Genomic DNA, 22,490 nt, shown 5'->3' on the forward strand with positions numbered 1-22,490 from the left:
CACCGACCTCTTTGCCCTTCCGGCCACGGAACCGGGCTGACTTCGTTTCAATCTACATCGCCGGTGAGCGAGCTGAGGAGTTGGCCTTTCGCCGGGATGCGTCGGACAAGTGCATACCACGGACGGACGGCGAACGTTCACCGATCGGCACGGAGACGGCGTCTCGAACGAGTGCTCTTCAGAACACCCTCGGATGCTTCGGGAACCGGCATCCCGAGGGTGTTCTTCAAAGAATAACTCAACAGCAGTTGACTGCAGTTAACGGTGTTTCCGTGTCGGTCCGTGTACGTCCGAACTCCGTCCGTGGTACGGTTCGTCCGCTGTTTATCGGTAGTATCATTCGAGGAGACACTCTCTGGAAACACGAATGCGTATCCGCAAGCTCGGAGTCGTCGGTGCCGGCACGATGGGCGCGGGAATCGCCGCGCTCGCTGCATCGGCCGGCGTTCCGGTGATTCTCCTCGACGTGCCGGGTAAAGACGGCGACCGCAACGGGCCCGCGCGCGCCGGCGTCGAGCGCATGAAGAAATCCAAGCCGGCGGCATTCATGGATCCCGACCGCGCGAGCGCGATCGAAACCGGCAACCTCGACGACGACCTGGCTCGGCTGGCCGAGTGTGATCTCGTGATCGAGGCGATCATCGAACAGCTCGAGCCGAAGCAGGCGTTATTCGAGAAGTTGGAAAAGCTGCTGCCGGCGCACACCATCGTCGCGTCGAACACGTCGGGCATTCCCATGCAGCTGCTCACGAAAGGCCGCGGCGAGTCGTGGCGCTCGCGCTTTCTCGGCATGCACTTCTTCAATCCGCCGCGCTATCTCCATCTGCTCGAGATCATTCCGACGCCGGAGACCGCCCCCGAGACCATCGACGCCGCGCGCCGGTTCAGCGATCGCATCCTTGGCAAAGGGATCGTCGTCGCGAAGGACGTGCCGGGGTTCGTCGCGAATCGCCTGGGCGTGTTCGGCATGGTGCTCGTGATTCGCCAGACGGAGAAACACAAGCTCACAATCGACGAAGCGGACGTCCTCACCGGCGTGTTGACGGGCCGATCGAAGTCCGCGACGTATCGCACGGCCGACTTGTCCGGCATCGACGTCATCGGTCACGTGACGCGTGGCTTGAGCGATACGACCGGCGAGGACTTTACGCTCTCGACGTGGGTACAGGATCTCATCAAGGCCGGCAACGTCGGGGAGAAGAGCGGCGCCGGTTTTTACAAACGCGTCGGCAAGGAAATTCATACGCTCGATTGGACGACCGGCGCGTACAAGCCCCAGGTCAAGCCCGAGACGCCGGAGCTCAAGCGGCTGAGCAAACTGCCGTTGCCCGAACGATTCGCCGCCTTCCGCGACTGGAATGACCGCGAAGGGGCGTTCGTCAGGGAATACTTGTTACGCTTCTCTCATTACGTGCTGACGACGACCCCGGCGATCGCGTACGACATTCCCGCCGTCGATCACGCCATGGAGTGGGGCTACGCCTGGGACTTGGGGGCGTTCAAGCAGATGGATCTCCTCGGCATCGATTTCCTGCGAAAGGGATTCGCCGAGCTCGGGCTCGACGAGCCCGCGCTGCTGCGGGAGGCAACCGACGGCTTCTACACGGCCGACGGCGAGCGCGTGCTCTCGCTCAGCGGTGGATACGAGGAGATTCCGCGCGATCCGGGCGAGATTCGGCTCGCTGAATTTCATACGCCGCAAAACCGCGAGCGGCGCATTCTCGAGCATTCGAACGATGCGTCGCTGGTCGACGCCGGGCACGGCGTCGCCGTGCTCGAGTTCCATAGCAAGATGAACACGCTCGGTGAAGGCGTCGTGACGATGGTGCATCGCGCGCTCGATCGTGTCGAAAAGGACGGACTACAAGGCCTCGTCATCGGCAACGATGATCCGCGCACGTTCAGCGCCGGCGCCGATCTGTACATGGTGCTTCAGCTGGTCGGCGGCGGCGACTGGAAGAAGGTCGACGGTGCGGTGCGCCGGTTCCAGGATACTTCGCTTCGTATTCGGCGATCGCGGTTTCCCGTCGTTTCCGCTCCGTTCGGTCTCACGCTCGGCGGTGGATGCGAGTTCTCGCTGCACGCCGACGCGGTGCAAGCGCATGCCGAGTTGTACATGGGGCTCGTCGAGGTGGGTGTCGGGTTGATTCCCGCGGGCGGCGGTACCACGGAATTGTTGTTCCGCTTCGCGACTGACCTCGTGCCGTACATCGAGGCCGATCCGTTCGAAGCGGTGCGTCGCGCGTTTCAGCTGATCGCGATGGCGACGACGAGCACGAGCGCGCCCGAGGCACGGAAGCTCGGCTTCCTGCGCGCGCGCGATCGCATCACGATGAATCGCGATCGATTGCTTGCCGACGCCGTGGCGCGCGTTGTCGATCTCGCGCCGGACTATGTGTCACCGTTGCCGCGTTCGATCACGGCCATGGGCAAGGACGCGCTCGGCAACTTGCAGTACGCCGTGTGGGCGATGCGCGAAGCGGGACAGATTACGGAGCACGAGGTCAAGATCGCGCACGAGCTCGCGTATGTGCTCACCGGGGGCGACGGACCGCCGCGGCGTGTCACCGAAGAAGATATTCTCGCGCTCGAGCGGGAGGCTTTTTTGCGGCTGCTGGGGACCAAGGAGACGCAAGAGAGAATGCAGTACACGTTGAAGACCGGGAAGCCGCTGAGGAATTAATTCCGTGTCATCCCGAGCGACTCCGGCGCTTCGCGCCGCCGCGCGGGATGACAACTTCATATTAGAGATTCCATATGTCAAAGGAAGTCGTGATCGTCTCCGCCGTCCGCAGCCCCGTCGCCAAAGGCAAGAAAGACGGCGCGCTCGCGGACGTGCACGCCGTCGATCTCTCGGCGCACATCATGAAAGCCGCCATCGACAAAGCGGGCGTCGATCCCGCGTCGATCGACGACGCCTTCTGGGGCTGCGCCATGCCCGAAGCGACGCAGGGACTCAACGTCGCGCGCCTCGCGTGGCTGCGCGCCGGACTGCCCGTCGAGGTCCCGTCGGCCACGATCAATCGATTCTGTTCGTCGGGACTCCAGACCATCGCGCTCGGCGCGCAGTCGGTGATGAGCGACATGGCCGACATCGTCCTCGCGGGCGGCGTCGAGATGATGAGCCAGGTGCCGATGTCCGGCTATCACACGCGACTCGATCCCGACCTCACCGAGTCCTATATCGGTATGGGATTCACCGCCGAGCGCGTCGCCGCGCGTTGGAACGTGACGCGCGAAGATCAGGATCGCTGGGCGCTCGGCAGCCAACAGAAAGCGGCGCGCGCGTGGCAGCGCGGCGCGTTCGACGATCAGATCGCGCCCGTGCCCGTCGAGAAGGTGGAATGGAAAGGAAGCGAGAAGCACGAGACGACGGTGGAGTTCGCGCGCGACGAGCTGCCTCGCCCCGATACGACGATGGCAGGCCTCGCGAAGCTGCGGCCCGCGTTCAAGACGAACGGCACGGTGACCGCGGGTAATGCGAGTCCCTACTCGGACGGCGCTGCCGCCGTGCTGTTGATGAGCGCGGATCGCGCGAAGGAGCTGGGCCTCAAACCGCTCGCGCGATTCATCACGTTCGCCGCCGCCGGCGTCGAGCCCGACATCATGGGCGTCGGTCCGATCAAGGCGATTCCAAAGGCGCTCAAGCGGGCCGGCCTCAAACTCGACGACGTGAAGCTGATCGAGTTCAATGAAGCGTTCGCCGCGCAGGTAATGGCCGTCATCAAGGAACTTGGAATCCCCGAAGAGAAGGTGAACGTGAACGGTGGCGCCATCGCGCTCGGCCATCCGCTCGGGGCGACGGGGTCGAAGCTCACGACGCAGCTGATTCACGAGCTTGGAAAGCAGGGCGGCGGCATCGGCATGGTCACGATGTGCGTCGGCGGTGGCATGGGCGCGGCGGGCCTCTTCGAGGTCTACGCGGCGTAAGCCGAAGCGTTCGCCGGACATAAGACAACAGAAATGCGCGTTGGCGCCGATACTGAGAGTGCAGGGCCTGAACTACACTCTCAGACGACGCGCAATGACTCACTCACCCGATGCCACTCGCGCTCGCGACGCCGCGGCGCCGTGCAGCGGAGGAATGGATGCTGGTCGCCTGTACCTGTGGTTTCCGGTCGGGCTGGCGCTGCGCAAAGTGCGCACGTACCTCCGCCGCGTCGATTGGACCGTCGGCACCGCACCCAGCGGCGCGTTGATGGTCGAATCACCCAACGGCTATCCTGAAGAATTGCTCATCGACCTGTTCTCGCTGCTCTCGAGCGACGAGGCGGCCGATACTCGCTGCGTGTTCAAGTTCGGCACGGACGATCTCGATGTCGACGACATCGCGCGCGTGCGAACGATCGACGAGCTGCGCCGGGCACGCGAGTCGGCCTGGTTCGTTGATCTGCTTCGCGACGACCGGTTGACGAGCATCTTTCAGCCGATCGTTCACGCGAGCGAGCCGAGTCGTGTGCTGGGACACGAGGCGTTGCTGCGCGGGATCGGTCACGACGGCCGCCAGATGTCGCCGGCGAAGCTGCTCGACGCCGCGCGCGGCTGCGGGATGCTGCCGGAGCTCGACTGCGCGGCGCGTCGCTCGGCGATTCGCGTCGCGGCAAGTCGAGATGAACGACGTCCGCTGTTTCTCAACGTGACGCAGGAATCCATGCGCGGCGGCGCGAGCGCGCTCGCCCCAACGATCGAGGCGATTCAATTCGCGGATATTCCGCGGGAGCGCGTGGTGCTCGAGGTGATCGACGCCGAACAGACGCAAGACCTCAGGCAGCTGCGGCTGGTCGTCGACTCGGTGCGTGAGGCTGGATTTCGCGTCGCCCTCGACGACGTCGGATGCCAGGAGCAATCGCGCCGGTTGATTCACGAAGTCCGCCCCGACTATGTGAAGCTCGACATGGAGCGGGTCCGCATGTCGCCGCAGCCGCATCTTGGCGGCGCGGAACGGCTGCTCGATCTCGCGCAACAGCTGCAGATCCAGACGATCGCCGAGGGCGTCGAGACGGTCGAGGAGCTGGACTGGAATCGCGAGCGCGGCGCGACCTACGTGCAGGGCTACTACATCGCGAAGCCCGGCGGATTGCGAGTGGCGTAATTCAGCGGCTCCGTCTGGATTTCCGGGCGCAACGGGGATAATCTCCCGCGGCCATCTCATCGGAATTTCCATGCGCTCGCTGTTGCTCTCGATGCTCATGTTGGTTAGTGCGACCGTCGCGTCGCTGGCTCAGGCTCAATCCATGACCGCTTCGCCGAAGCCGATCATCCTTCACGCCGACCGCATCGTGGACGGACGCGGTCATGTCATTCCCGGCGGCAGCATCACCGTCGTCGGCGACAGGATCACGAAGGTCGACAAGTCGGCCGGCGGCGCCGCAACGTACGATCTCAAGGGCCTGACGTTATTGCCCGGATTGATCGACGCGCATTCGCATCTGACGTGGTACTTCAATCGGCAGGGGCGCTATCACACGCGCGGCGACGGCGACACGCCGGTCGAGTCGATGCTCTCGACCGCGGGCAACGCCTACGCGACGCTCATGGCCGGCTTCACGACGATTCAAAGTCCCGGTTCGCCCGAGGACAAGGATCTGCGCGAGTGGATCGCAATGGGTCAGATTCCCGGCCCGCGCGTGCTGACGTCACTCAACCCATTCAGCAGCACGCGCCCGACGCCCGACACGCTTCGTGCGCAAGTACGCCAGCGCAAAGCGGAAGGCGCGGACGTCATCAAGATCTTTGCATCGGCCAGCATTCGCGACGGCGGCGCGCAGACGTTGAGCCAGGATCAGCTCAACGCGCTGTGCGGCGAAGCCAAGGCGCAGGGCATGCGCACCATGGTCCACGCGCACAGCTCGGCCAGCATCAAGGCGTCGGTGCTCGCGGGCTGCGACCAGATCGAGCACGGCGTGTTCGCCGATGATGAAACGCTCAAGCTCATGGCGGATCATCACGTCTACTTCGATCCCCAGGTGTGCCTCGTCTTCCGCAACTATCTCGACAATCGCGCGAAGTACGAAGGCATCGGCAACTACAATGCGGAAGGATTCGCGGCAATGGAGAAAGCGCTGCCGCTGGCGGCGACAGTATACAACCACGCGATTCACACCCCGGGACTCAAGGTAATCTTCGGCACCGACGCCGTCGCCGGCGCGCACGGTCGCAACGCCGAAGAGCTGGTGTGCCGCGTGCAGGCGGGCGGTCAGTCGCCGATGGACGCCATCACGTCGGCCACGTCACTGACGGCCGAGTCGATGCACCTGCAGGATTCGATCGGCACGATCGCGCCGAACATGCAGGCCGACATCATCGCGGTGCGCGGCGATCCGACGAAGGACATCACGGCGCTACGGAACGTCGTGTTCGTGATGAAGGGCGGGCGGATCTACAAGAACGAGAAATAGCGCCTATTCCGGGTTCGCGCTCGATGAATCTTCGGCCGCCTCGCCAAAGTACAACGTGTGTCCCTGATCGTCGCGGATGACGAACTCGCGCGTGCCCCATTCGGTCGCGTGGACGTCTTTCACCATGGGCACGCCGGCGTCGCGGACGGCTTGTGCCGCCGCGCTGATGTCCGGAGTCACGAAGTAGAGATGCAGATGCTCGTCGCGCGCGACGACGTCGATCGACGGATCCTTCGCGTCGACGAGCTTGAGGTGGATGGGCTGCGTGCCCGCGAGGATGCCGGCGTAAAAGTCCTCGTACTGGAACGCGAGCGAGAATCCGGGCAGCGACGTGTAGAATCGGATCGACGCCCCGAGATCGGTGGTCCGCAGCTGTGGAACGACGCGTGAGATTTCGATCATAGATGCGCTACGTACCAGGCATGTAGGCGCACCCCGCGTTCTGCGCGCGGATCAACGCGTAGATTCCCGACGGAACGAGAATCGCGCCGGGAATGAGATTCTCGCGCGCTTCGGCTTTCACCGCTTCGGGATCGCGTTGGGTTTTCCGCGCCATGCCTGCCGCCCAGTTTCCGAGCGCAACGTTGCACACGAGCGAGATCAACCCGCGCTGTTGCAGCGGTTCGATCGCGTACTTTGCTTCGTACCCCGTTGCCCCATCGCGTGCCTTCCAGTACACGTTGCGCGTCGCGAAGGCGTGGGTATTCGCATCCTTGATCTTGAGGTCTTCGCCAATGGCGTAGCGTTCCCACATCGCGTCGTTCACCGCCATCGGAGTACCGAGCCGGCGAAACACGATGACGGGCCGGGTTTGCGCGTCGGTCGTGCCATGGACCGTGTGGTAATCGTCGAGGAATGTCGACGCGTAGCTCAGCACGTTGCCGTCGTTGATCTCGCTGGTGTTGAAGACGACGCGGTACTGTGCGGCCGCGAGGCGGTCGAGCCACGAGGTGTCCCACGGGCCCATGTTTCGCGCCGAGGCGGCGCGCAGCTCGTCGGGAGCGACCGATACCCCGGCGGCGAGGGCACCGAGTTGGCCGAGGAACGTCCGACGTTTGGTCATGCGGGCTCCGTTGGGAAGTGGCCCCTCACGTCACGTGCAGATCGTTGCCAAAATGCAGAAGTCCGAGCTTTCGCGCCACCGTGCGCGAGGCAGTGTTCGCCCAACTGGTGCTATAGAGCGGCTCCGCACCCATCGCCCGCACCGCCTGCGCCCACGTGGCAACCACCAACGCCGCGTAGCCGCGGCCTCGGAATGCCGCGGCGGTCTCGACGCCCGCTTCGTGCGCGCGAGGCGTGATGCGCACACTTCCGCACACGGCGACCGCGTTCCCATCGACGAGCAGCGCGAAAAGTGGCGGAGAGTGGTGAACATCGGGCATCCACGCCGGCAGGAAAGCCCGCAGCACGCCGACGTTGTCCCGGGTGACGTGCACGACGGTTGTGCCGCTTGGCACGGCGGGCACGTCGGCGTTATTAGAGAATGCGAATACCGGCCCGGCCGAGCTGCCGTCGACGGGCGCCGAGCGTGCGACGATCGCCGTTAGACGGGCCAGCTCAGCCGGCGCTTCCAGCGACGCGTCTTCGGTAAGCTCGCCGGCCGCATCGCACGCCGCGACGACCTCACGACGAATCGTCTCCGCTACGTCGGCGCGGAAGCGATACGCGACGGCATTCGCGGTACGGCCGACGAACACGCGTGGAGCCGGCAAGCCGTCGTGCACGCGGACCCGCACGAGCTGACCGGCGCCATCGAGCGTGTACAGCGCCTCGATGTGCAGATCCATGAGCATACGATCATCGCGCATTCGGAGCCGAGCGTGCTGCCGACAGTCGGCGCGCCCGCGCGCGAAGCGACGCACTTGGCGCGGCGAGCGCCTCCGCGACGAGACGCTCGCCAAATGGTCGGAGCTCCGCGTCGCGCTCCGCGAGAGCGACGCACGCGTCGAGCGCAGTGGCACGCACGATGGCGCTCGGGTCGGTCATGAGCCACACCTCGAGCTGGCGGGTCAGCCGAAGCAGCGCCGGCCGACGATGCCGCAAACGCGGAAGACATTGAATCAGATTCCACCGCACGACTGGATCGCCCGTTCGCACGCAGACGTCGATCAATCGCCGGCGAAACGGCGCGAGACAATTCGGATCGTCGCGCGAAATCTTCTCCAGCGCATCGGCGGCGCGCATGGCGACAAGCGGCCGCGGCGAGGCGAGCGCAGCAACGACGTCGCCGAGCATCGCCGGATTTCGGCGCACACGTCTCACCAGTTGAGCCACCTGTCCCACGGAGCGCCGATCGCCGCCATCGAGCGCTCGTTCGACCGACGCGGCGGATGATTTCGAGCGACGCTCGCTAGACATTGCCATCGCGGTGCCGACGCCGCGGACCGGGGGCATGCGGCATCTCGTCGGCGCGCCAATCAGGATCCGGGGCGTTGGGCAGTGATTGCGCGGGACTGAGATTCTTCGCATCGATCGTCGCGAAGATGAAATTCCCCGAGGGTATGGGCGCGCCATGAATGCGCCGAAGCATCGCGATCTGACCCACGTGCGTCATCGCATCGGCCAACGGCCCCTGGAGAAACTGCTCGTCGCGAATGTGCGCGGACAATGCCGCGTTGCCAAAATCGTCTCGGAGCTCGCCGAGCAATTGGTGGAAGCGCTCGATCTCCGCCGTGAGGCTTGTCAGACGGGGCGGCTCGAACTCCCCGCCGTGAAACATGGTGCGTGCGTAGCCGATCAGGCCGGACATGTGCCACAGGAGCTCGTATGGCGTGCGCGCTGTGGGCGCCGCGCGGAAGTCGGCGAAGTCGTCGGGCGCGTCGCGCAGCGCCTTTTGCGTGCGATACGCCAGCGCGGCGAGAAAATGCTGAAGCAGGAGGCGGGATTCGGTCATGTCAGAGAGCGCGACGCACCAATGTCACAATGTCGGGCCACGTGCAAGAGAGCGAAGATACGTCGGCACCCGCTGTTCGAGAATCCACATAGTGAATCGCATGCATGCCGGCGGCACGTGCACCGGCGACGACGCCCTCGCTTGGGGAGTTCTCCGCGGCGGCCAGGAGGATGTCGATGCCGGCGCGCGTATCGAACGCGACTTCCTCGACGAGCGTGCCGCCATAGTCGAGCAGCAGTGCGCGGGGCGGTCGGCTCATGTGTGAACGCGTCTCGACGGTCGCGTGCGATCCATGGTTTTCGCCACATGGCAACCGATAAACCGCATTGCTCCCATTCCTCCGGTCACCGTTGTTCTCGGTTCCACGCTCGCTCCACCACCCGCGGCAACACCGCTCCGGCCGCACCCCTGACCGAGATCGTCGTGCGTCCCCACGGGTGCCCTTCCAGATCGGGATTCACGACGACCACCGTCTTTCCCGCGTTCACCGCCGCCCGCGGAATCTCCGCCGCGGGCCACACGAGCGCCGACGTCCCGACCGAGAACAACACATCACACGCGCGCGCGGCGTCGATCGCCGCCTCCATCGCGCCTTCCGGCAGCATCTCCTCGAACATCACAACATCCGGACGCAGCAATCCACCGCAATCGCCGCACGTCGGCTCACCCGGGGGTTCGGGCCACTCCGAGTAGCGTGAGCACGCGAAGCAACGCGCACGACGCAATGTTCCATGCAGTTCGATCACGTTCGCGCTTCCCGCGCGGCGATGCAAGCCGTCGACATTCTGAGTCACCAACACGAACGACGACACGCGCCGCTCGATCTCGGCGATCGCGTGATGCGCGGCGTTCGGCTGCGCTTCGCGCGCGACCTGTGCACGCTTCGCGTACCAGCTCCACGCGTCGTGCGGACGACGCCGATACCCGGTGGGATTCGCGAACTGCGCGATGTCGGCGTTGGACCACAACGCATTCGCGCCGGAACGAAAAGTCGGAATACCCGACTCGGCAGACACGCCGGCGCCCGTGAACACGACGACGGACGTTGCCGCCGCCAACGCGCGCGCCGCGGCGTCAATCGCGGCCCCGAGTATGTCGTCACTCATTCGCGCGAGGTAGGCTCATTCCGGGGCCGTACCCTCGCCGGAATCCCACTCGAAGAAGCCACGCGCACCGATCGTGGCATCAGCGAGTGCTAATGCGAGGTCGGCGCGCTCGCGGGTCGGTGCCGTGCGAAAGAATGCATCCGCGAGTCGCGCGAGATCGGGATGCCGCTCGGCGAGCGTCCGAAGCAAATCTTTCCGCCGGGGAATCGCGCCGGTGCCGGTCTTGCACGCATACTCGAGCATAGCCGTGACCGAGTCGGCCAGCAGCATGGTCGCGGTGACTTCGTCCGTCGCGAGCACGTCGATCGCGTCTTCGAGCCGCGACGCAATGGAGTATCGCGTGGCGAGCCGCTCGAAGTCCGACGTCGCCGTCTGCTTCGCCAGCCACTCTCGGGCTTCCGAGCGCAGTTCGTCGACGACTGCGTCACGCTGAAAGACGACGACGCCCGTCGCCAACATGTGCGCGGTGAGCCGCCGTCCGTCGCGATCCTCGTCGCGAAAATAGCTGCGTACCGCGGACGGGGGATTCACGAAGATCTCGGCCGGCACACCGCGGAAGAAACGTTGCACGCGACGACGATGCGATCCAAGGCGAATCACATAGAGGTCCAAATCGCTGTTCGCGTGCGCGGCGCCGCGAACGATCGTTCCGGTCGCGATGATGCCGGCGGGCTCGAATTCCTTGAAGATGAACTCGACCGCATCGCGTAGTGCCGACGCAAACGGTTCGGCGAGATTGGGCCACGTGCACTGCGCGCTGAAATCGACGGTCATAGCTCCATCGCGTATCGTTTCAATGATTCCGCAGCAGCCCCGGACCAAGCCAGAAGAGCTGAACGATCGCCGCAACCCACCCGAACACCAGGACACCGCGCGACCTCGACAACGTCATCCCATGGGCCGCCGACGTGCCGCGCGCGCTACTCATGCGACGTCCCACGATGGGCAGTCCAATCGTACCGCCGAACGTCGCCGGTGCCGCGGAGATCAACGCCAGAATTCCGCCGCCGCCGACGACGGCGCTGAGTGTCTCGAGAATGCCACCAACAAGGTACGGTCCGAGCGTCAGGACACGTGCACGCACCGCTCGTTCGCGCGGATCGCTGCCGCCGAATACGTCCAATCCGTGTTGCGCATGCTGCATTGTCGCGACGTAGCCAACGATGCCAATCAACGTCAAGCCCAACTGCCACGCGAGGACGTTCGGCAACCCTGCAACGAAGTCATGCCAATCGCCCGCCGGCAGAAAGGGAAACACCATGAGATAGCCGGTCGCAATGAGAAGACTCACATGACCGAACAGCCAGCAGGCATAGCGCAACGTTGAACGCGTCGTAGGCACGAGCCGTTCGAGCGTAAGGACCAACATACCGGTGAGCACGTTCGCGATGCATCCGCCCGCATACACCGTGCGCGCCGCCCACGGCGTGAGCGCCGATACATCACACGTGCACGCGGCGCTCGTGATTTGAACGACACGGCCCCCGAGCAACATGGTGGTGCCGGCGTGACCGAGGCCTTCATGAATCAATACGGCGGCGAAATACGAGATCGCTCCGATCGCGTAGACCGTCGGGCGATCGATCGCCGCGCGTTCGGCGTCGCTGCCGACGCTCAATGCCCGCGGCGTGCGGCCTCGATGGTCGCGATGTCGATCTTCTGCATTTCCATCATTGCATCGAAGGCGCGTTTGGCGGCGGCGGGGTCGGGATCCGTAATCGCCTGCGTCAACGCGATCGGCGTGATCTGCCACGACAATCCCCATTTGTCCTTACACCAACCGCACTGGCTCTCCTGGCCGCCGTTGTCGACGATGGCGTTCCAGTACCGGTCCGTTTCGGCCTGATCGACCGTGGCGACCTGGAACGAGAAGGATTCGTTGTGTTTGAACGTCGGTCCGCCGTTCAGTCCGAGACACGGAATGCCGATCACCGTGAACTCCACGGTCAGCACATCGCCTTTCTTGCCTGACGGATAGTCGCCCGGCGCGCGATGAACGGCCCGCACGCTCGAATCGGGGAAGGTGCTGGCGTAGAAGCGCGCCGCCTCTTCGGCCTCGCGGTCGTACCAGAGACAAATCGTGTTCTTTGGTGGGGTGGCCATGTCAGATCTCCGTTAGCGTGTGGTCCGCATCAACATTCATGATACAGACCTTCACGAGCAACCGTATTTGTTGAGTTGCGCGCGCCACGCCGGCCACCCGGGCCACGCCGGGGCCGTTCGCGATGCGACAGCGGCGCGCCAATTGTGCTCCAGCGTTGCACGGTCGATTCCCAGCGTCTCGCGTACATTGGCCAACCCGCCGTGCGACCACTCGCCTCTTAGCGTGTCGCGCCCGAACGTCGCGCCGATGAATTGCACGAGGTCAGCCGCCTCCAGATAGAACACGAAGCCTGTCGCCAGTGATAAATTTTTATCTCCATGAGATAATATTTTATCCCTCGACCACAGACCGTCAAGCAGCGGCGCCGTCGGCGCGACCGGACGCGTTGCGGCCTGTCTCCAGCATCGTAAAACACCAAAACGGAGACAACCGGCTGTCTCCGTTTCGGTGTTTCACCGTCGATGTGCGTGTCGTCGCGCTCGACCGACGCGCCGGCTACCGCATTAGTGAAGCACGCTGATTTGGAATGCCGGGTAGCGGCATGCTGCGCCGGGTTCCACGCCGATGCCTGGGAACGGGCCGCTCGCGCAGGGCGTGGTGGCCAGGACATTCGACGAGAGATGCCACAATCCGCTGAGCTCACCGGTCACGCCGAACCCGAACAGCCAATACTTCTGGCCGGCGACGAGCGGCGGCCCACCCTTCGGGAAAGAAATGATGTCGAGCGCAAAGGTCGACTGAATCACGCCGAACATCGGGCCGAAGTACAGAGTGCCCGGATTGTCTGGATTGAGTGGATTATCATTATAGATCCAGAATTCGGACTTTCCGCCGCCCGACGCTTCCGTCGCGGTGATCAGGTTCACCATGGGACCGGAGACGGTCGGCGTAAACTCGAAGCCGACGCCGCTCGGGCCACCCGCGAAGACGTAACCGCCGAACTGTTCGGCCGGCAGCGTGGAGAACGCCACCGTCGGGACGGGCGTCGGAGGAGGCGGCGTCGGCGTGGGATTGACCTTGGCCGGCTTTGCCGCCTGCGCCTGCACGTTGATAGTGACCGAGTTGTTCGCCGGTGACGGATCGGGGAAGCTCGAGACGGCGTGCGCGGTGTTCGAGATGGGCCCTGGACTATCGGGCGCGACGACGCTCACCTGGATCGTGACGCTCCCACTCTTCTTCAGGAAGCCGACGTCGCATAGCGCGACGACGTTCGTCGGGGTCAGCGTCTGCGTGCAGAACGGCGTGATGGATATGGGGCCGATTATCGCCCCCGGTTGCGACAAGACGACGCCACCGGTGTTGACGAGCGTGACGCTCGCGAAGGTCAGCGACGGCGGCAACGTGTCGACGAACGTTGCGTCCGGCGCGCTGTCCGGCCCGACGTTCTTGATCTGGAACGTGTAGACGAACAGTGAATCGGTGAATGGCGATCCGGTGCTCGCCGACCCGCTGATCTGGAGATCGGCGGCTGGCCCGCTCGACCCCGAGGTGCCGCCCGACGCCGACGCATGCAGTCCCGCCGCCGTGCGATTGCTGCTGACGGGATCATTATGGTCGCCGCACGCCGCCATCGTCGCAATTGCAGTAGCTGCGAACAGGGAAAGGAGTGTAGCTGAACGTCGACCCATTTGAATCGCTCCGCGCGAGAAGTGTGTGCGTGTCCCTGCATGTATGTGCGTGCGACGTGGACACGAACGCGGAGCCTGGTTCGATCGTTCCTCGGTTTGGCGTTAAGGTTCGTGCACTCCCAGAATCCTTACGAGTGAGGGCGCGAGAGCGCATCGAAGCGAGACGCCATTTGCTCGAATCGATACAGCGGCACTCCCAGCGCGCGCGATGAGCCGACTATTTCTTCTCCGGCGCCATCGGTGCCATCATGAAGTACTGCTGCAGCCATTTGTTGTTGGGCTGCCGCACGTAGGTCGCCAGGTAACGCCCTTCCTGGGTTTCCACCTTGCCCGTCGCTTTCGACTTCAATGTCATCTTCAGTGTGCCCGCCGCCCACGCAAGCGAACCACTACTGTGAAAATCGGTGGTCGTCGCGTCCCACGCTGTAATCGTGTTCGCTGCGCAGAGCTCACGGTCTCCCTGCAACTCGGCGGCTCGTCCTTTCGTGACGCGTCCAGCCGGATTGACGCCGGTGTAGTCGTCCGTCACGCCGGCCATCGCATCCACATCGCACTTCAGAAAACTGCGCTTCGCCTCTTGAATCGCGGCGTCGTAGGACTTCCGCGCTTCTGACGTCGTTTGCCCGAACGCATGGGTCGAGCTCAGCGACAGAAGACACACCGTCACAAGGCCTGACGACAGACGAGTACGCATGGACGCTCCAGGTAGAAACTGGTATTGAAATCACTCGACTGGCGCACGTTGCGTACCGTGCGCCATGCCGTCCCCAAAAAACGGGACAGCGCCGCATCTCGAATCCTTCGAGCATTGACGTATGACAAGCCTCGAGAGGAGAAGCAGGATGCGAGCAGTACTCACCACACTCGTGACACTCGCCGGCGCCGCCTTGGTCGCCGGCGTCGCCTCGTGCAGCGACGACAACGTCACGCCACCGGCACCCACGGAGCTCGACGGCCCAAGCGTGACCGTCGGCAACGGAACGGCGCACGCCGTGGTCATCGAGCAGGATGGCCAAATCAGGTCGATCGGCGTGCAGCTCAGCGACAACGCGCTCACCGGCCTGCCGGCGACGACGCCGATGACCGAATGGCAATTGAGTCTTCCCGCGGGCGTCAGCGCCGGACCATGGGATCACCTGGCGCTCGACTGGAATCCGCAGGGCCATCCGCCGCCGCATGTATACACCGTGCCCCACTTCGACTTTCACTTTTATATGATCCCGACCAGCGCGCAGATGGCGATTGCCGGCGGACCGGACACGACAGCCGTCGCCGCGCAGTTCGTGCCGCGCGATTACCAGTCCGAAGTGGAGTCGGTGCCGATGATGGGCGTGCACTGGGGCGATACGCTCGCCGCGGAGTTCCACGGCCATCCGTTCGATCACACGTTCATCTACGGGTTCCATCAGGGTCAGATGATCTTCACCGAGCCGATGGTGACGCTCGCGTTCCTCGAGAGTGGCGCCGATTTCAGCGGCGCGGTGAAACAGCCGGCCGCGTTTCAAACCGGCGGATCATATCCGACGAGCTACAGCGTACGTCACGACGCCACTGCGCACACGATTACGGTGTCGCTCGATTCTCTCGTGATGCACTGATGGTTCGCGCGATTGCCGCCGGCGTCTTCGCGGGCGACGGCGCCGTCACCGTCGGCGCGTATCCGTCGACGAACAGCTTGGCGACGAGCGCCTTCCGTCCGCGAACGCCGATCTTTCGGCACGCGCGCTCGAGATGCTCTTCGATCGTATGCGGCGAGACGCCGAGTGCGGCGGCAATGCACTTGGTCGGCTCGCCGCGCGCGACGGCGGCGACGACTTCGCGCTCCCGCTCGGACAACGCGTAGAGATGCGTGAGCATGGGCGCGATTTCGCGCCGCACCGCCGGCCGCACGACGACGACGACCGCCGACGCGGCCGACGCATCCGACTCGGCGAGCGATCCGCGGAGCACATACCATTGTCCCGACGCGCCGCGCAGGCGAAGCACCACTTCCTGCGGCAGATCACTCGGGGTTCGGCGCAGACGCGTGGCGATGCCCAACACCGAGAGCGGTACATCATCGGCATCGCCGACGCCGGAATCCGCGAGGTCGGCCAACCATCGCTTCGCGAGCGCGGTACGAACGAGCGGGCGGTTGCGGCCGTCGAGCACGACGACGCCGGGACTCGTCGATCCGGATTCCGCTATGTCCTTGCGTTCCTGTGCAACGAGCGCTTGATCGACGAGCGACGCGGACTTGAGCCCGCGTGCGATCCACGGACCGGCGCGCCGCAGGAGCGCCATCGAACGCGCGTCGTGCGGTGATTTGTGTTCGCGCATCATGCACCACGTGCCCCAGAGCCGTCCGTCGAGCACGAACGTCGAGTGAATGTGCGACTCGATGCCGTGATTGCCGAACGTTCGTCGCGCGGCGGGCGACTTGTCGAGCATCGAGAAGACCGCGGCGCCGCGACGCGACATCGTCACCGCGATGGTGGCGCACTCGGTCGGATAGAGGCGCTCCACATACGCGCGGCCGAGCGTCGGCGGAATGCCCTGGGCGACGGTGTGCGCCATCAAGCCCGTGTCGGGATCGCAGATGCTGAACGCGTAGGCGTCGACCGGGACGTCGGAGGCAATGCGCTGCACGAGCTCCCGGCGCAGGGTCACCGAGTCGAGTCCCGCCGTGCACGCGCGTTGAATGTTGCGAAGAATCGATTCCATACGAATGACTTCTCCTGCCGAGCCGCCAACGTCACGTCCCGATTTTTGGGGACAGCGGGCGACCCGTGCGCTCATTCAAACTGACGTACACAACCTGGGCGAAAGTCCGGACAAAACACAAGGGATGCCGCCGTGCGCTCGGCGCACGGTCACGGAGGACAGTCGAACGATGCTGAGTCTGCTTTTCGCGCTCGCCGTCGCGGGCGGATCGCCGCCGCGCGACGTCACCGTCGTCGCGACGGACTACAAGTTCGCCATGCCAGATACGCTGCCCGCTGGCGCGACGACGTTTCGCGTGGTGAATCGCGGCAAGGAGCTGCACCACCTCTATCTCGCGCGACTCGCGGCGGGAAAGACCGCGGCCGATCTCGTGGCGGCGTTCAAGGCCGGCGGTCCACCGCCGGCGTGGGCGACGGACGTCGGCGGCGCGAACGGCGCCGATCCGGGAACGACCTCGCTCGCCACGACCGTGCCCCTCACCGCCGGGCACTACGCCGTGCTGTGCATCATCCCCGGCCCCGACGGCGTTCCGCACGTCATGAAGGGGATGTACAAGGATCTCATCGTCGCCCCGTCGGTACAGCCGGCGTCCATGCCGCACGTGTCGCGAGGCGCGACGATCACGCTGACCGATTACGCCTTCGAGATGAGCGGACCGCTCACGCGCGGCGTCCATCGAGTGATCGTACGCAACACGGCGGCGCAGTCACACGAGCTCGAGCTCGCGCGGCTGCTGCCGGGCAAGACGCCAGGGGATCTCGCCGCGTGGGCGGAGAAGATGGCGGGGCCGCCACCGGCGCATTTCCTCGGCGGGGTCAGTCCGATGGCGCGCGGTCATGAGAACGAGCTCACGCTCGATCTCACGCCGGGCCACTACGTGATGCTGTGCTTCGTTCCGGACGCGAAGGACGGCAAACCGCACGCCGCCCACGGGATGGTTCATGATTTCATCATTAAATAACTGCTATCATCGACGGCCGCCGCTCGCCTCGATCGACCGCAGCGACTCGGCGCTCACGAAGATTCGCGCGTGATACTGCTCGCGTCCGGATTCATGCCCCGATCGAGCAACCATTCGCCGATCTCCAGCTCGTCGAAGTACGCGGCGATGTGAAGAAGCGTCGTTCCGTGTACCGGCGTCCCTTGCGCGGTGTACGGCTCACGCGCGAGATGCGCCTCGAGCAGGGCGATGCGCCCACGATGCAGCGCCATCGCCGGCGTATCGGGCGGCACGAAGCCGTGCTCGACGTACATCTCGAGAATGCGATGCCTGGCCGCCGGATTCCGGCTATCGGTGCCGAGCAAATGCTCCATCGTGTTCGCGTCCACACCGTGCGGTCAGGATGGTGCTCGCGCAATTCGGCGATGGCGTCTGCATCGCCCGCATGGATGGCGCGGAGCAGTTCCTTGGCCTGACGCTGCAGCTGTTCCAGGTCAGGCCGCACGGGCAGGCGGCGAACGGACATGAGAAGCCTCCTTGATCATGCCCGTGGTCCGCTGGCGTCGGGCAAAGGAGGTTCGGCGATCAGTTTCCGAACGGCTCGCGACTGCTCAGGTGGACTCGGTCCTGTCCGCGGACGAGAGGCGCCCTGCACGCCTGGCCGCAGGCCATGGCGAAGCGATGAGGCGGGCAAGCATCGCAGAAACGCTGATGGCGGCGCATAAAGATTGCCTTCGTGGCGGGCAATGATCCGCTCATTCAAGGCGGGCGCCGTCGTCATCGCGCTCGCTGTACTCGACGCCAGCGCATTGCGAAGCCAGCAAGCTGACTCGGCGGCAGTGTTTTCAATCGGACAGCCGCCGATCTGGCGCCAGCAGTTCTCGGCACAAGGAACGGCGTACGCGCAGGGTGGCCGCTATGGCGCGACGTTCAGCTATGGCGCGTTTCACTCCTTCAACAAACCACCGATCACTGCGTTCAACCCGTTGCTTGGTGTCATCGGCGGAACCGTCGAAGGCTACGGCAGCATCGGCGGCATCGAGGACGACGGCATTCGTGCGATGGCGACCTCGCGACTGCTCGCGACGAGCATCGGCGCCGACTGGGACATTCGGCACGGGCGCGTCAACACCATCGTGAGCTGGCAGAGCGCCATTCGCCGCGGCGGCCTGCTCGGCCACGGCTCCATGGTGCGCGTGGACTGGATTCCAGCGCGCGAACAGACTCTGCGCATTGGCATTACCGCTCCCACTTTCCAACCGTTGGCCGGACGCACGCGTCCGCGCGCGACGACCGTCACGATTCCAGATCCTCCGCAAGCGCGAGCGCCGATGACTGCGGCACGCGACGCGGCCATGCAACACCTCGCGCGCGACATCGAGTCTGCGTCGGCGACGATCGCGGCCTATTCGAATCTCTACACGAACGATGCGATTCACACGGCGCGCGCGAGCAGCTATCGCGGTGCAATGGACCGCTCGCGTACGGCGCTCGAGGAGTTGTTCGGCCGTGCGCTCGACGGCACCCAGCGTGCGATCGCGGCGCGGCGTGCGCGCGACGCGGTGCTCGATCGCATCATCATTCCCGTCGACTCGGTGTTTGGGCGAGCGAAGCACGTCGACATCTCGCGACTTGCGGGCGGCGCGATCGCGGACTTCGAGCGTTGGCTGAGCGATTCATCCGGCATCGCGACCGACAAACGATCGCTCGCCGAGTCGGCGTTTGCCGCGTGGCTCGACGCGGTGACGTCGCCGATGCGCGCGATCGTCGCGCACACTCGCGATTCGCGCCTCGTCTGGCTGCCGATGGACCTGGCGCTCACGTTCGATCAGTACGACGACCAGCTCGAGGTCGATTCGCTGATCGGCCGCGTGGTCGGGCATCCATTCACCGATGGCAATGCGCTGACGTACATGCGCAGCACCGATCTTACCCTCGAGGTGGCGCGTTCCATCCTCGCGGCGCGGCAGTATCACGTGCTGTGGACGCACGAGTTCATGGGACGCGAGTGGTACACCCGCGCCATCGACAACGTCGGCTATACGATCGTGGCGGATGCGTATTTTCCGGCGCTCACCGCGGCGGTGCGTCGCTACGACAGCACCGGCGTGATGCCGATGTACATGATTCTGCACGACCAATACTTCTACGAAACGTCCGACGGGCGTCTCTGGCTCACGATTCTTCAGGATCCGCTCAACGCGTCGATGCACCTGAAGGGCGACGACGGCACACGCGAGCGGCATCTGCGCGAGCGACAGGACGAGCTGCGCGCGGCCATCGCGGCGTCGCGCCGATTGCAGCAGGATGCGCGCGCGTCGGGCGATGCCGGGCGTTGGCTGCGCAACATCGTCTCGGTGCACGTGAACGTCGCCAATCAGTCGGATTTCTCGTTCCGCAGCGGCCACATCATCCCGGGTGTCTCGTTCACGCCCGACAACGTCATGCGCGATCACCGCAAGCTCGTGATCTACGACGTGAACGAAGCCGATCCGAATCGCGGTGCGGTGCTGGTGATGGGGATCGGCATCGGCGACGTGTACTCCAGTGCATCGTGGGAGGATCGCGGATTTCGTATTCGTGGTCCGGCGACGTTGGACGCGCGCGCCGGTCTTCGGCAGGCGTTGCGCGTGAACGGATTCTCGGAGAGCGAGATTCCGGCGCCACTGCGCTCCGTCGCCAGCAAACGCGCTCAGGAAGAGAAGGCCAACCTCGGCGAGTTCATCGGGCGCGCGTTGCAGGTGCACAACGAAGTGGGATTCGGCGACAAGCGATCGTCGATCGCGCGCGCGATGTTGTACAACCTCGCGCAGCCGGGCGCGGTGATCGTCGTACCCGACCAACTTTGGTTCAGCGAGACATGGGCGGGAATGCTCGCCGGAGCCGCGGCTCGTGGCGCGCGCGTCGAGATCATCGCGCCGGCACTCGGCAACGCGCCGATTCCCGACGCACCGGCGATGGCGCGCGCCCACGACGTCTTGATTCACATGCTCGCGCTGCGCGACAGTCTCACACCGGCGATGCGCGAGAGCGGTGGTGAGCTGCACATCGGTCTCTTCGCGGCGCAGGCACAAGAGGACGACGCAGCGGGCCGGCTGCGCGAGGTCCGCGCGGGTCTGGCGAAATACCCGTGGATTCGCCAGGTGATTCCTTTCGATGACAAAACTCTCATGGTCCTCGATCGCGTCGAGCACGAGATCGCGAACGCCGGCCGCCCGGACGCGACGAAGCTCGCCACCACGGCGAAACCGCAACCGCCGCAGCCGCATCGCAAGACGCAGCTCATTGCCCGGCCGGACGCGATCGCGGCGCTGCTGCGCCAGCCTGGGTGGGACGACATGCTCGCCGAAGCGATGCGCACGCAGTCGAGCCAGAGCGAAACGTTCGCCCAGCAATTAGGAGATACACATCCCGCCGTCGACACCGCGGCAACGCGCCGCGCCGATCAGATGATGAAGAGCTACGAGGCGAGCATTCCGGAGGCGGAGCGCAAGCGCGTGAGCTTCTACTTCGCCGAGGGTTCGCACAACATGGACGATCGCGGGCTGGTTTCGGATGGCGAGGCGATGTTGATCGTGTCGGGCCCGCAGGCGTCGGCCGGGCTGGCGGATCTCTTCTATATGATGGCGCGCACGACGTGGGTGGATCAGCCGGCGGAGCTGGAGCGGCTGCTGCCGCGCCAGTCGTCGCTCATCAGCCGGTTTGCGCGATGGATTCGCGCAACGTTGTAAGCGGCGGCCTCGACCGCGAAGGCCTCGACCGCGGAGTGACGCTCCGTGACGATTGGGCGTTTAGCAGGTATCCACCTCATAGGAGAAAGTGCATGCACGTGCGTCGTTTGAATGTCGTAGCCGGGGGAATGCTGGTGCTCGCGATCGTGACGGCCGGATGTTCGGAGATCCGCTCGCTGGCTCCAGATCCCGCGCGTCTTGCCGGCACGTGGGTCGCGGCGAGCGCGGACTCGACGGAAAACTGGAAGCTCAGCGTCACCAATGACACCGTGAGCGGCGGCGGGACCTGGGATCACGGACCTTTCTTCTGGGGCGAGGTCGGCGTCTCCGGGACCGTGAGCGGAAACGTCTTACAGCTCCATGTGTTGTATTCGGCCCTGCTCTTCCCGGATATCGCGCAAGATCTCCTCATCAATGACGAAGGAGACATCAACGCAACGCTCGAGTCGCCGACCGATCTCGTCGGCACGATGCACGACCGGAAGGGGACGACGAGATTGATTCACTTCCGAAAGGTGGTGCCCGAGCCTCTGCGGCTGCCGCCAAGCGGAAACTGGTCGACGAACTCCGCGTTCAACGGGCTGGGAATGAACCTGACGCTCGCGTGGTCGAAGCGCGATTCGGTGCATGGCACTGGTACGTACTCGGCCACGCCCGCAATGCATTGCGGCAACAGCACGCTCACCGCGGGCACCGTCAAGCTCACTGCTGTTCGTCCCGAATCGCGAGCTGTCGTGGATGCCGACATCGCCGGCACGATGACGTTGTCGGATACCATTCAATTCGTGTATCACGCCTTTCTGGCGGACAGCACTCGGCTCGTTGGGACGATTACCGCGGCGGACCCACACGTCTTTAACGGCATCGGGCCCTGTCCCTTCGTGTTGCGCGCGGTCGGCTCGGACCTCTCGAAAGCGGGCGTTGTCGGGAGGCCGTAGCTCGCCGGTAAGGTCCTTGGTCGATTCAACGTTTGCTAATAGACAAGGC

General features: G+C 64.7%; 24 protein-coding genes. 9 read left to right on the plus strand and 15 right to left on the minus strand.

Annotated elements, in window-relative coordinates:
• Positions 1–367: 367 nt before the first annotated feature.
• The 4 genes from VN706_01470 to VN706_01485 all read left to right on the plus strand — a co-directional run bounded on the left by VN706_01470 (position 368) and on the right by VN706_01485 (position 6,398).
• Positions 368–2,683, plus strand: a complete 2,316-nt coding sequence (locus VN706_01470) for a 3-hydroxyacyl-CoA dehydrogenase/enoyl-CoA hydratase family protein (GenBank protein HXT14267.1) — start codon at positions 368–370, stop codon at positions 2,681–2,683.
• A 74-nt stretch (positions 2,684–2,757) separates the two neighbouring features.
• Positions 2,758–3,930, plus strand: a complete 1,173-nt coding sequence (locus VN706_01475; GenBank protein ID HXT14268.1) for a thiolase family protein — start codon at positions 2,758–2,760, stop codon at positions 3,928–3,930.
• Positions 3,931–4,024: 94 nt separating this feature from the next.
• Entirely contained in the window at positions 4,025–5,092 is a 1,068-nt protein-coding gene (locus VN706_01480) for an EAL domain-containing protein (GenBank protein ID HXT14269.1), read from the plus strand.
• 142 nt (positions 5,093–5,234) lie between these two features.
• Positions 5,235–6,398 (plus strand): amidohydrolase family protein, encoded by a 1,164-nt coding sequence (locus VN706_01485; protein HXT14270.1) that lies wholly within the window; start codon positions 5,235–5,237, stop codon positions 6,396–6,398.
• 3 nt (positions 6,399–6,401) lie between these two features.
• Here VN706_01485 and VN706_01490 read toward each other — a convergent pair whose 3' ends face one another.
• The 13 genes from VN706_01490 to VN706_01550 form a co-directional block, all read right to left on the minus strand.
• Positions 6,402–6,800 (minus strand): VOC family protein, encoded by a 399-nt coding sequence (locus tag VN706_01490; protein HXT14271.1) that lies wholly within the window; start codon positions 6,798–6,800, stop codon positions 6,402–6,404.
• 7 nt (positions 6,801–6,807) lie between these two features.
• Positions 6,808–7,461, minus strand: coding sequence for a hypothetical protein (locus VN706_01495; protein ID HXT14272.1), 654 nt, complete (start codon positions 7,459–7,461; stop codon positions 6,808–6,810).
• A gap of 25 nt (positions 7,462–7,486) precedes the next feature.
• Complete coding sequence (locus tag VN706_01500) at positions 7,487–8,206, minus strand: GNAT family N-acetyltransferase (GenBank protein ID HXT14273.1); 720 nt, start codon at positions 8,204–8,206, stop codon at positions 7,487–7,489.
• The gene (locus tag VN706_01505) at positions 8,196–8,756 is read right to left on the minus strand and encodes a hypothetical protein (protein HXT14274.1); all 561 of its coding nucleotides are present in this window, start codon (positions 8,754–8,756) and stop codon (positions 8,196–8,198) included. The genes VN706_01500 and VN706_01505 overlap by 11 nt, the downstream gene beginning before the upstream one ends.
• On the minus strand, positions 8,749–9,291 hold the full coding sequence (locus VN706_01510) for a hypothetical protein (GenBank protein HXT14275.1): 543 nt from the start codon (positions 9,289–9,291) through the stop codon (positions 8,749–8,751). Before VN706_01510 ends, VN706_01505 begins: the two co-directional genes overlap by 8 nt.
• A gap of 1 nt (position 9,292) precedes the next feature.
• Positions 9,293–9,550 (minus strand): hypothetical protein, encoded by a 258-nt coding sequence (locus VN706_01515; protein ID HXT14276.1) that lies wholly within the window; start codon positions 9,548–9,550, stop codon positions 9,293–9,295.
• Between the two features lie 85 nt (positions 9,551–9,635).
• Positions 9,636–10,397 carry an NAD-dependent deacylase gene (locus VN706_01520; GenBank protein HXT14277.1) on the minus strand — a complete coding sequence of 254 codons (762 nt, stop codon included), beginning with the start codon at positions 10,395–10,397 and terminating at the stop codon, positions 9,636–9,638.
• 15 nt (positions 10,398–10,412) lie between these two features.
• A complete protein-coding gene (locus VN706_01525; GenBank protein ID HXT14278.1) occupies positions 10,413–11,171 on the minus strand; it encodes a hypothetical protein in 759 nt (252 codons plus the stop codon).
• A gap of 19 nt (positions 11,172–11,190) precedes the next feature.
• Positions 11,191–12,015 (minus strand): hypothetical protein, encoded by an 825-nt coding sequence (locus VN706_01530; GenBank protein HXT14279.1) that lies wholly within the window; start codon positions 12,013–12,015, stop codon positions 11,191–11,193.
• Positions 12,012–12,500, minus strand: a complete 489-nt coding sequence (locus tag VN706_01535) for a VOC family protein (GenBank protein HXT14280.1) — start codon at positions 12,498–12,500, stop codon at positions 12,012–12,014. The genes VN706_01530 and VN706_01535 overlap by 4 nt, the downstream gene beginning before the upstream one ends.
• A gap of 51 nt (positions 12,501–12,551) precedes the next feature.
• Positions 12,552–12,785, minus strand: coding sequence for a hypothetical protein (locus VN706_01540; GenBank protein HXT14281.1), 234 nt, complete (start codon positions 12,783–12,785; stop codon positions 12,552–12,554).
• A gap of 219 nt (positions 12,786–13,004) precedes the next feature.
• Positions 13,005–14,129 carry a DUF11 domain-containing protein gene (locus VN706_01545; protein ID HXT14282.1) on the minus strand — a complete coding sequence of 375 codons (1,125 nt, stop codon included), beginning with the start codon at positions 14,127–14,129 and terminating at the stop codon, positions 13,005–13,007.
• A gap of 217 nt (positions 14,130–14,346) precedes the next feature.
• Positions 14,347–14,823: a DUF4440 domain-containing protein gene (locus VN706_01550; protein HXT14283.1), complete on the minus strand. Its 477-nt coding sequence runs from the start codon at positions 14,821–14,823 to the stop codon at positions 14,347–14,349.
• Positions 14,824–14,971: 148 nt separating this feature from the next.
• Between VN706_01550 and VN706_01555 the strand changes: the two genes are divergently transcribed.
• Positions 14,972–15,727, plus strand: a complete 756-nt coding sequence (locus VN706_01555; GenBank protein HXT14284.1) for a DUF5602 domain-containing protein — start codon at positions 14,972–14,974, stop codon at positions 15,725–15,727.
• Here VN706_01555 and VN706_01560 read toward each other — a convergent pair.
• Positions 15,693–16,832, minus strand: a complete 1,140-nt coding sequence (locus tag VN706_01560) for a helix-turn-helix transcriptional regulator (GenBank protein ID HXT14285.1) — start codon at positions 16,830–16,832, stop codon at positions 15,693–15,695. The genes VN706_01555 and VN706_01560 overlap by 35 nt on opposite strands.
• A gap of 169 nt (positions 16,833–17,001) precedes the next feature.
• Here VN706_01560 and VN706_01565 point away from each other — a divergent pair, with 169 nt between their 5' ends.
• Entirely contained in the window at positions 17,002–17,793 is a 792-nt protein-coding gene (locus VN706_01565; protein ID HXT14286.1) for a hypothetical protein, read from the plus strand.
• 53 nt (positions 17,794–17,846) lie between these two features.
• Here the strand turns inward: VN706_01565 and VN706_01570 are convergent, their stop codons facing one another.
• Entirely contained in the window at positions 17,847–18,161 is a 315-nt protein-coding gene (locus tag VN706_01570) for a hypothetical protein (GenBank protein HXT14287.1), read from the minus strand.
• A 14-nt stretch (positions 18,162–18,175) separates the two neighbouring features.
• Between VN706_01570 and VN706_01575 the strand changes: the two genes are divergently transcribed.
• The 3 genes from VN706_01575 (at position 18,176) to VN706_01585 (ending at position 22,441) form a co-directional block, all read left to right on the plus strand.
• Positions 18,176–18,313, plus strand: a complete 138-nt coding sequence (locus VN706_01575) for a hypothetical protein (GenBank protein ID HXT14288.1) — start codon at positions 18,176–18,178, stop codon at positions 18,311–18,313.
• A gap of 205 nt (positions 18,314–18,518) precedes the next feature.
• Positions 18,519–21,503 carry a hypothetical protein gene (locus VN706_01580; protein ID HXT14289.1) on the plus strand — a complete coding sequence of 995 codons (2,985 nt, stop codon included), beginning with the start codon at positions 18,519–18,521 and terminating at the stop codon, positions 21,501–21,503.
• 92 nt (positions 21,504–21,595) lie between these two features.
• Positions 21,596–22,441, plus strand: a complete 846-nt coding sequence (locus VN706_01585; protein HXT14290.1) for a hypothetical protein — start codon at positions 21,596–21,598, stop codon at positions 22,439–22,441.
• Positions 22,442–22,490: the final 49 nt, after the last annotated feature.

The organism is Gemmatimonadaceae bacterium (assembly GCA_035606695.1).
GTDB lineage: Bacteria > Gemmatimonadota > Gemmatimonadetes > Gemmatimonadales > Gemmatimonadaceae > JAQBQB01.

Bases quoted from the DNA above. Each gene is read 5' to 3' on its own strand.
- VN706_01470 (HXT14267.1), top strand. From the start codon at position 368: ATGCGTATCCGCAAGCTCGGAGTCGTCGGTGCCGGCACGATGGGCGCG.
- VN706_01475 (HXT14268.1), top strand. From the start codon at position 2,758: ATGTCAAAGGAAGTCGTGATCGTCTCCGCCGTCCGCAGCCCCGTCGCC.
- VN706_01480 (HXT14269.1), top strand. From the start codon at position 4,025: ATGACTCACTCACCCGATGCCACTCGCGCTCGCGACGCCGCGGCGCCG.
- VN706_01485 (HXT14270.1), top strand. From the start codon at position 5,235: ATGACCGCTTCGCCGAAGCCGATCATCCTTCACGCCGACCGCATCGTG.
- VN706_01490 (HXT14271.1), bottom strand. From the start codon at position 6,800: ATGATCGAAATCTCACGCGTCGTTCCACAGCTGCGGACCACCGATCTC.
- VN706_01495 (HXT14272.1), bottom strand. From the start codon at position 7,461: ATGACCAAACGTCGGACGTTCCTCGGCCAACTCGGTGCCCTCGCCGCC.
- VN706_01500 (HXT14273.1), bottom strand. From the start codon at position 8,206: ATGCGCGATGATCGTATGCTCATGGATCTGCACATCGAGGCGCTGTAC.
- VN706_01505 (HXT14274.1), bottom strand. From the start codon at position 8,756: ATGTCTAGCGAGCGTCGCTCGAAATCATCCGCCGCGTCGGTCGAACGA.
- VN706_01510 (HXT14275.1), bottom strand. From the start codon at position 9,291: ATGACCGAATCCCGCCTCCTGCTTCAGCATTTTCTCGCCGCGCTGGCG.
- VN706_01515 (HXT14276.1), bottom strand. From the start codon at position 9,550: ATGAGCCGACCGCCCCGCGCACTGCTGCTCGACTATGGCGGCACGCTC.
- VN706_01520 (HXT14277.1), bottom strand. From the start codon at position 10,397: ATGAGTGACGACATACTCGGGGCCGCGATTGACGCCGCGGCGCGCGCG.
- VN706_01525 (HXT14278.1), bottom strand. From the start codon at position 11,171: ATGACCGTCGATTTCAGCGCGCAGTGCACGTGGCCCAATCTCGCCGAA.
- VN706_01535 (HXT14280.1), bottom strand. From the start codon at position 12,500: ATGGCCACCCCACCAAAGAACACGATTTGTCTCTGGTACGACCGCGAG.
- VN706_01545 (HXT14282.1), bottom strand. From the start codon at position 14,129: ATGGGTCGACGTTCAGCTACACTCCTTTCCCTGTTCGCAGCTACTGCA.
- VN706_01550 (HXT14283.1), bottom strand. From the start codon at position 14,823: ATGCGTACTCGTCTGTCGTCAGGCCTTGTGACGGTGTGTCTTCTGTCG.
- VN706_01555 (HXT14284.1), top strand. From the start codon at position 14,972: ATGCGAGCAGTACTCACCACACTCGTGACACTCGCCGGCGCCGCCTTG.
- VN706_01560 (HXT14285.1), bottom strand. From the start codon at position 16,832: ATGGAATCGATTCTTCGCAACATTCAACGCGCGTGCACGGCGGGACTC.
- VN706_01565 (HXT14286.1), top strand. From the start codon at position 17,002: ATGCTGAGTCTGCTTTTCGCGCTCGCCGTCGCGGGCGGATCGCCGCCG.
- VN706_01575 (HXT14288.1), top strand. From the start codon at position 18,176: ATGGTGCTCGCGCAATTCGGCGATGGCGTCTGCATCGCCCGCATGGAT.
- VN706_01580 (HXT14289.1), top strand. From the start codon at position 18,519: ATGATCCGCTCATTCAAGGCGGGCGCCGTCGTCATCGCGCTCGCTGTA.
- VN706_01585 (HXT14290.1), top strand. From the start codon at position 21,596: ATGCACGTGCGTCGTTTGAATGTCGTAGCCGGGGGAATGCTGGTGCTC.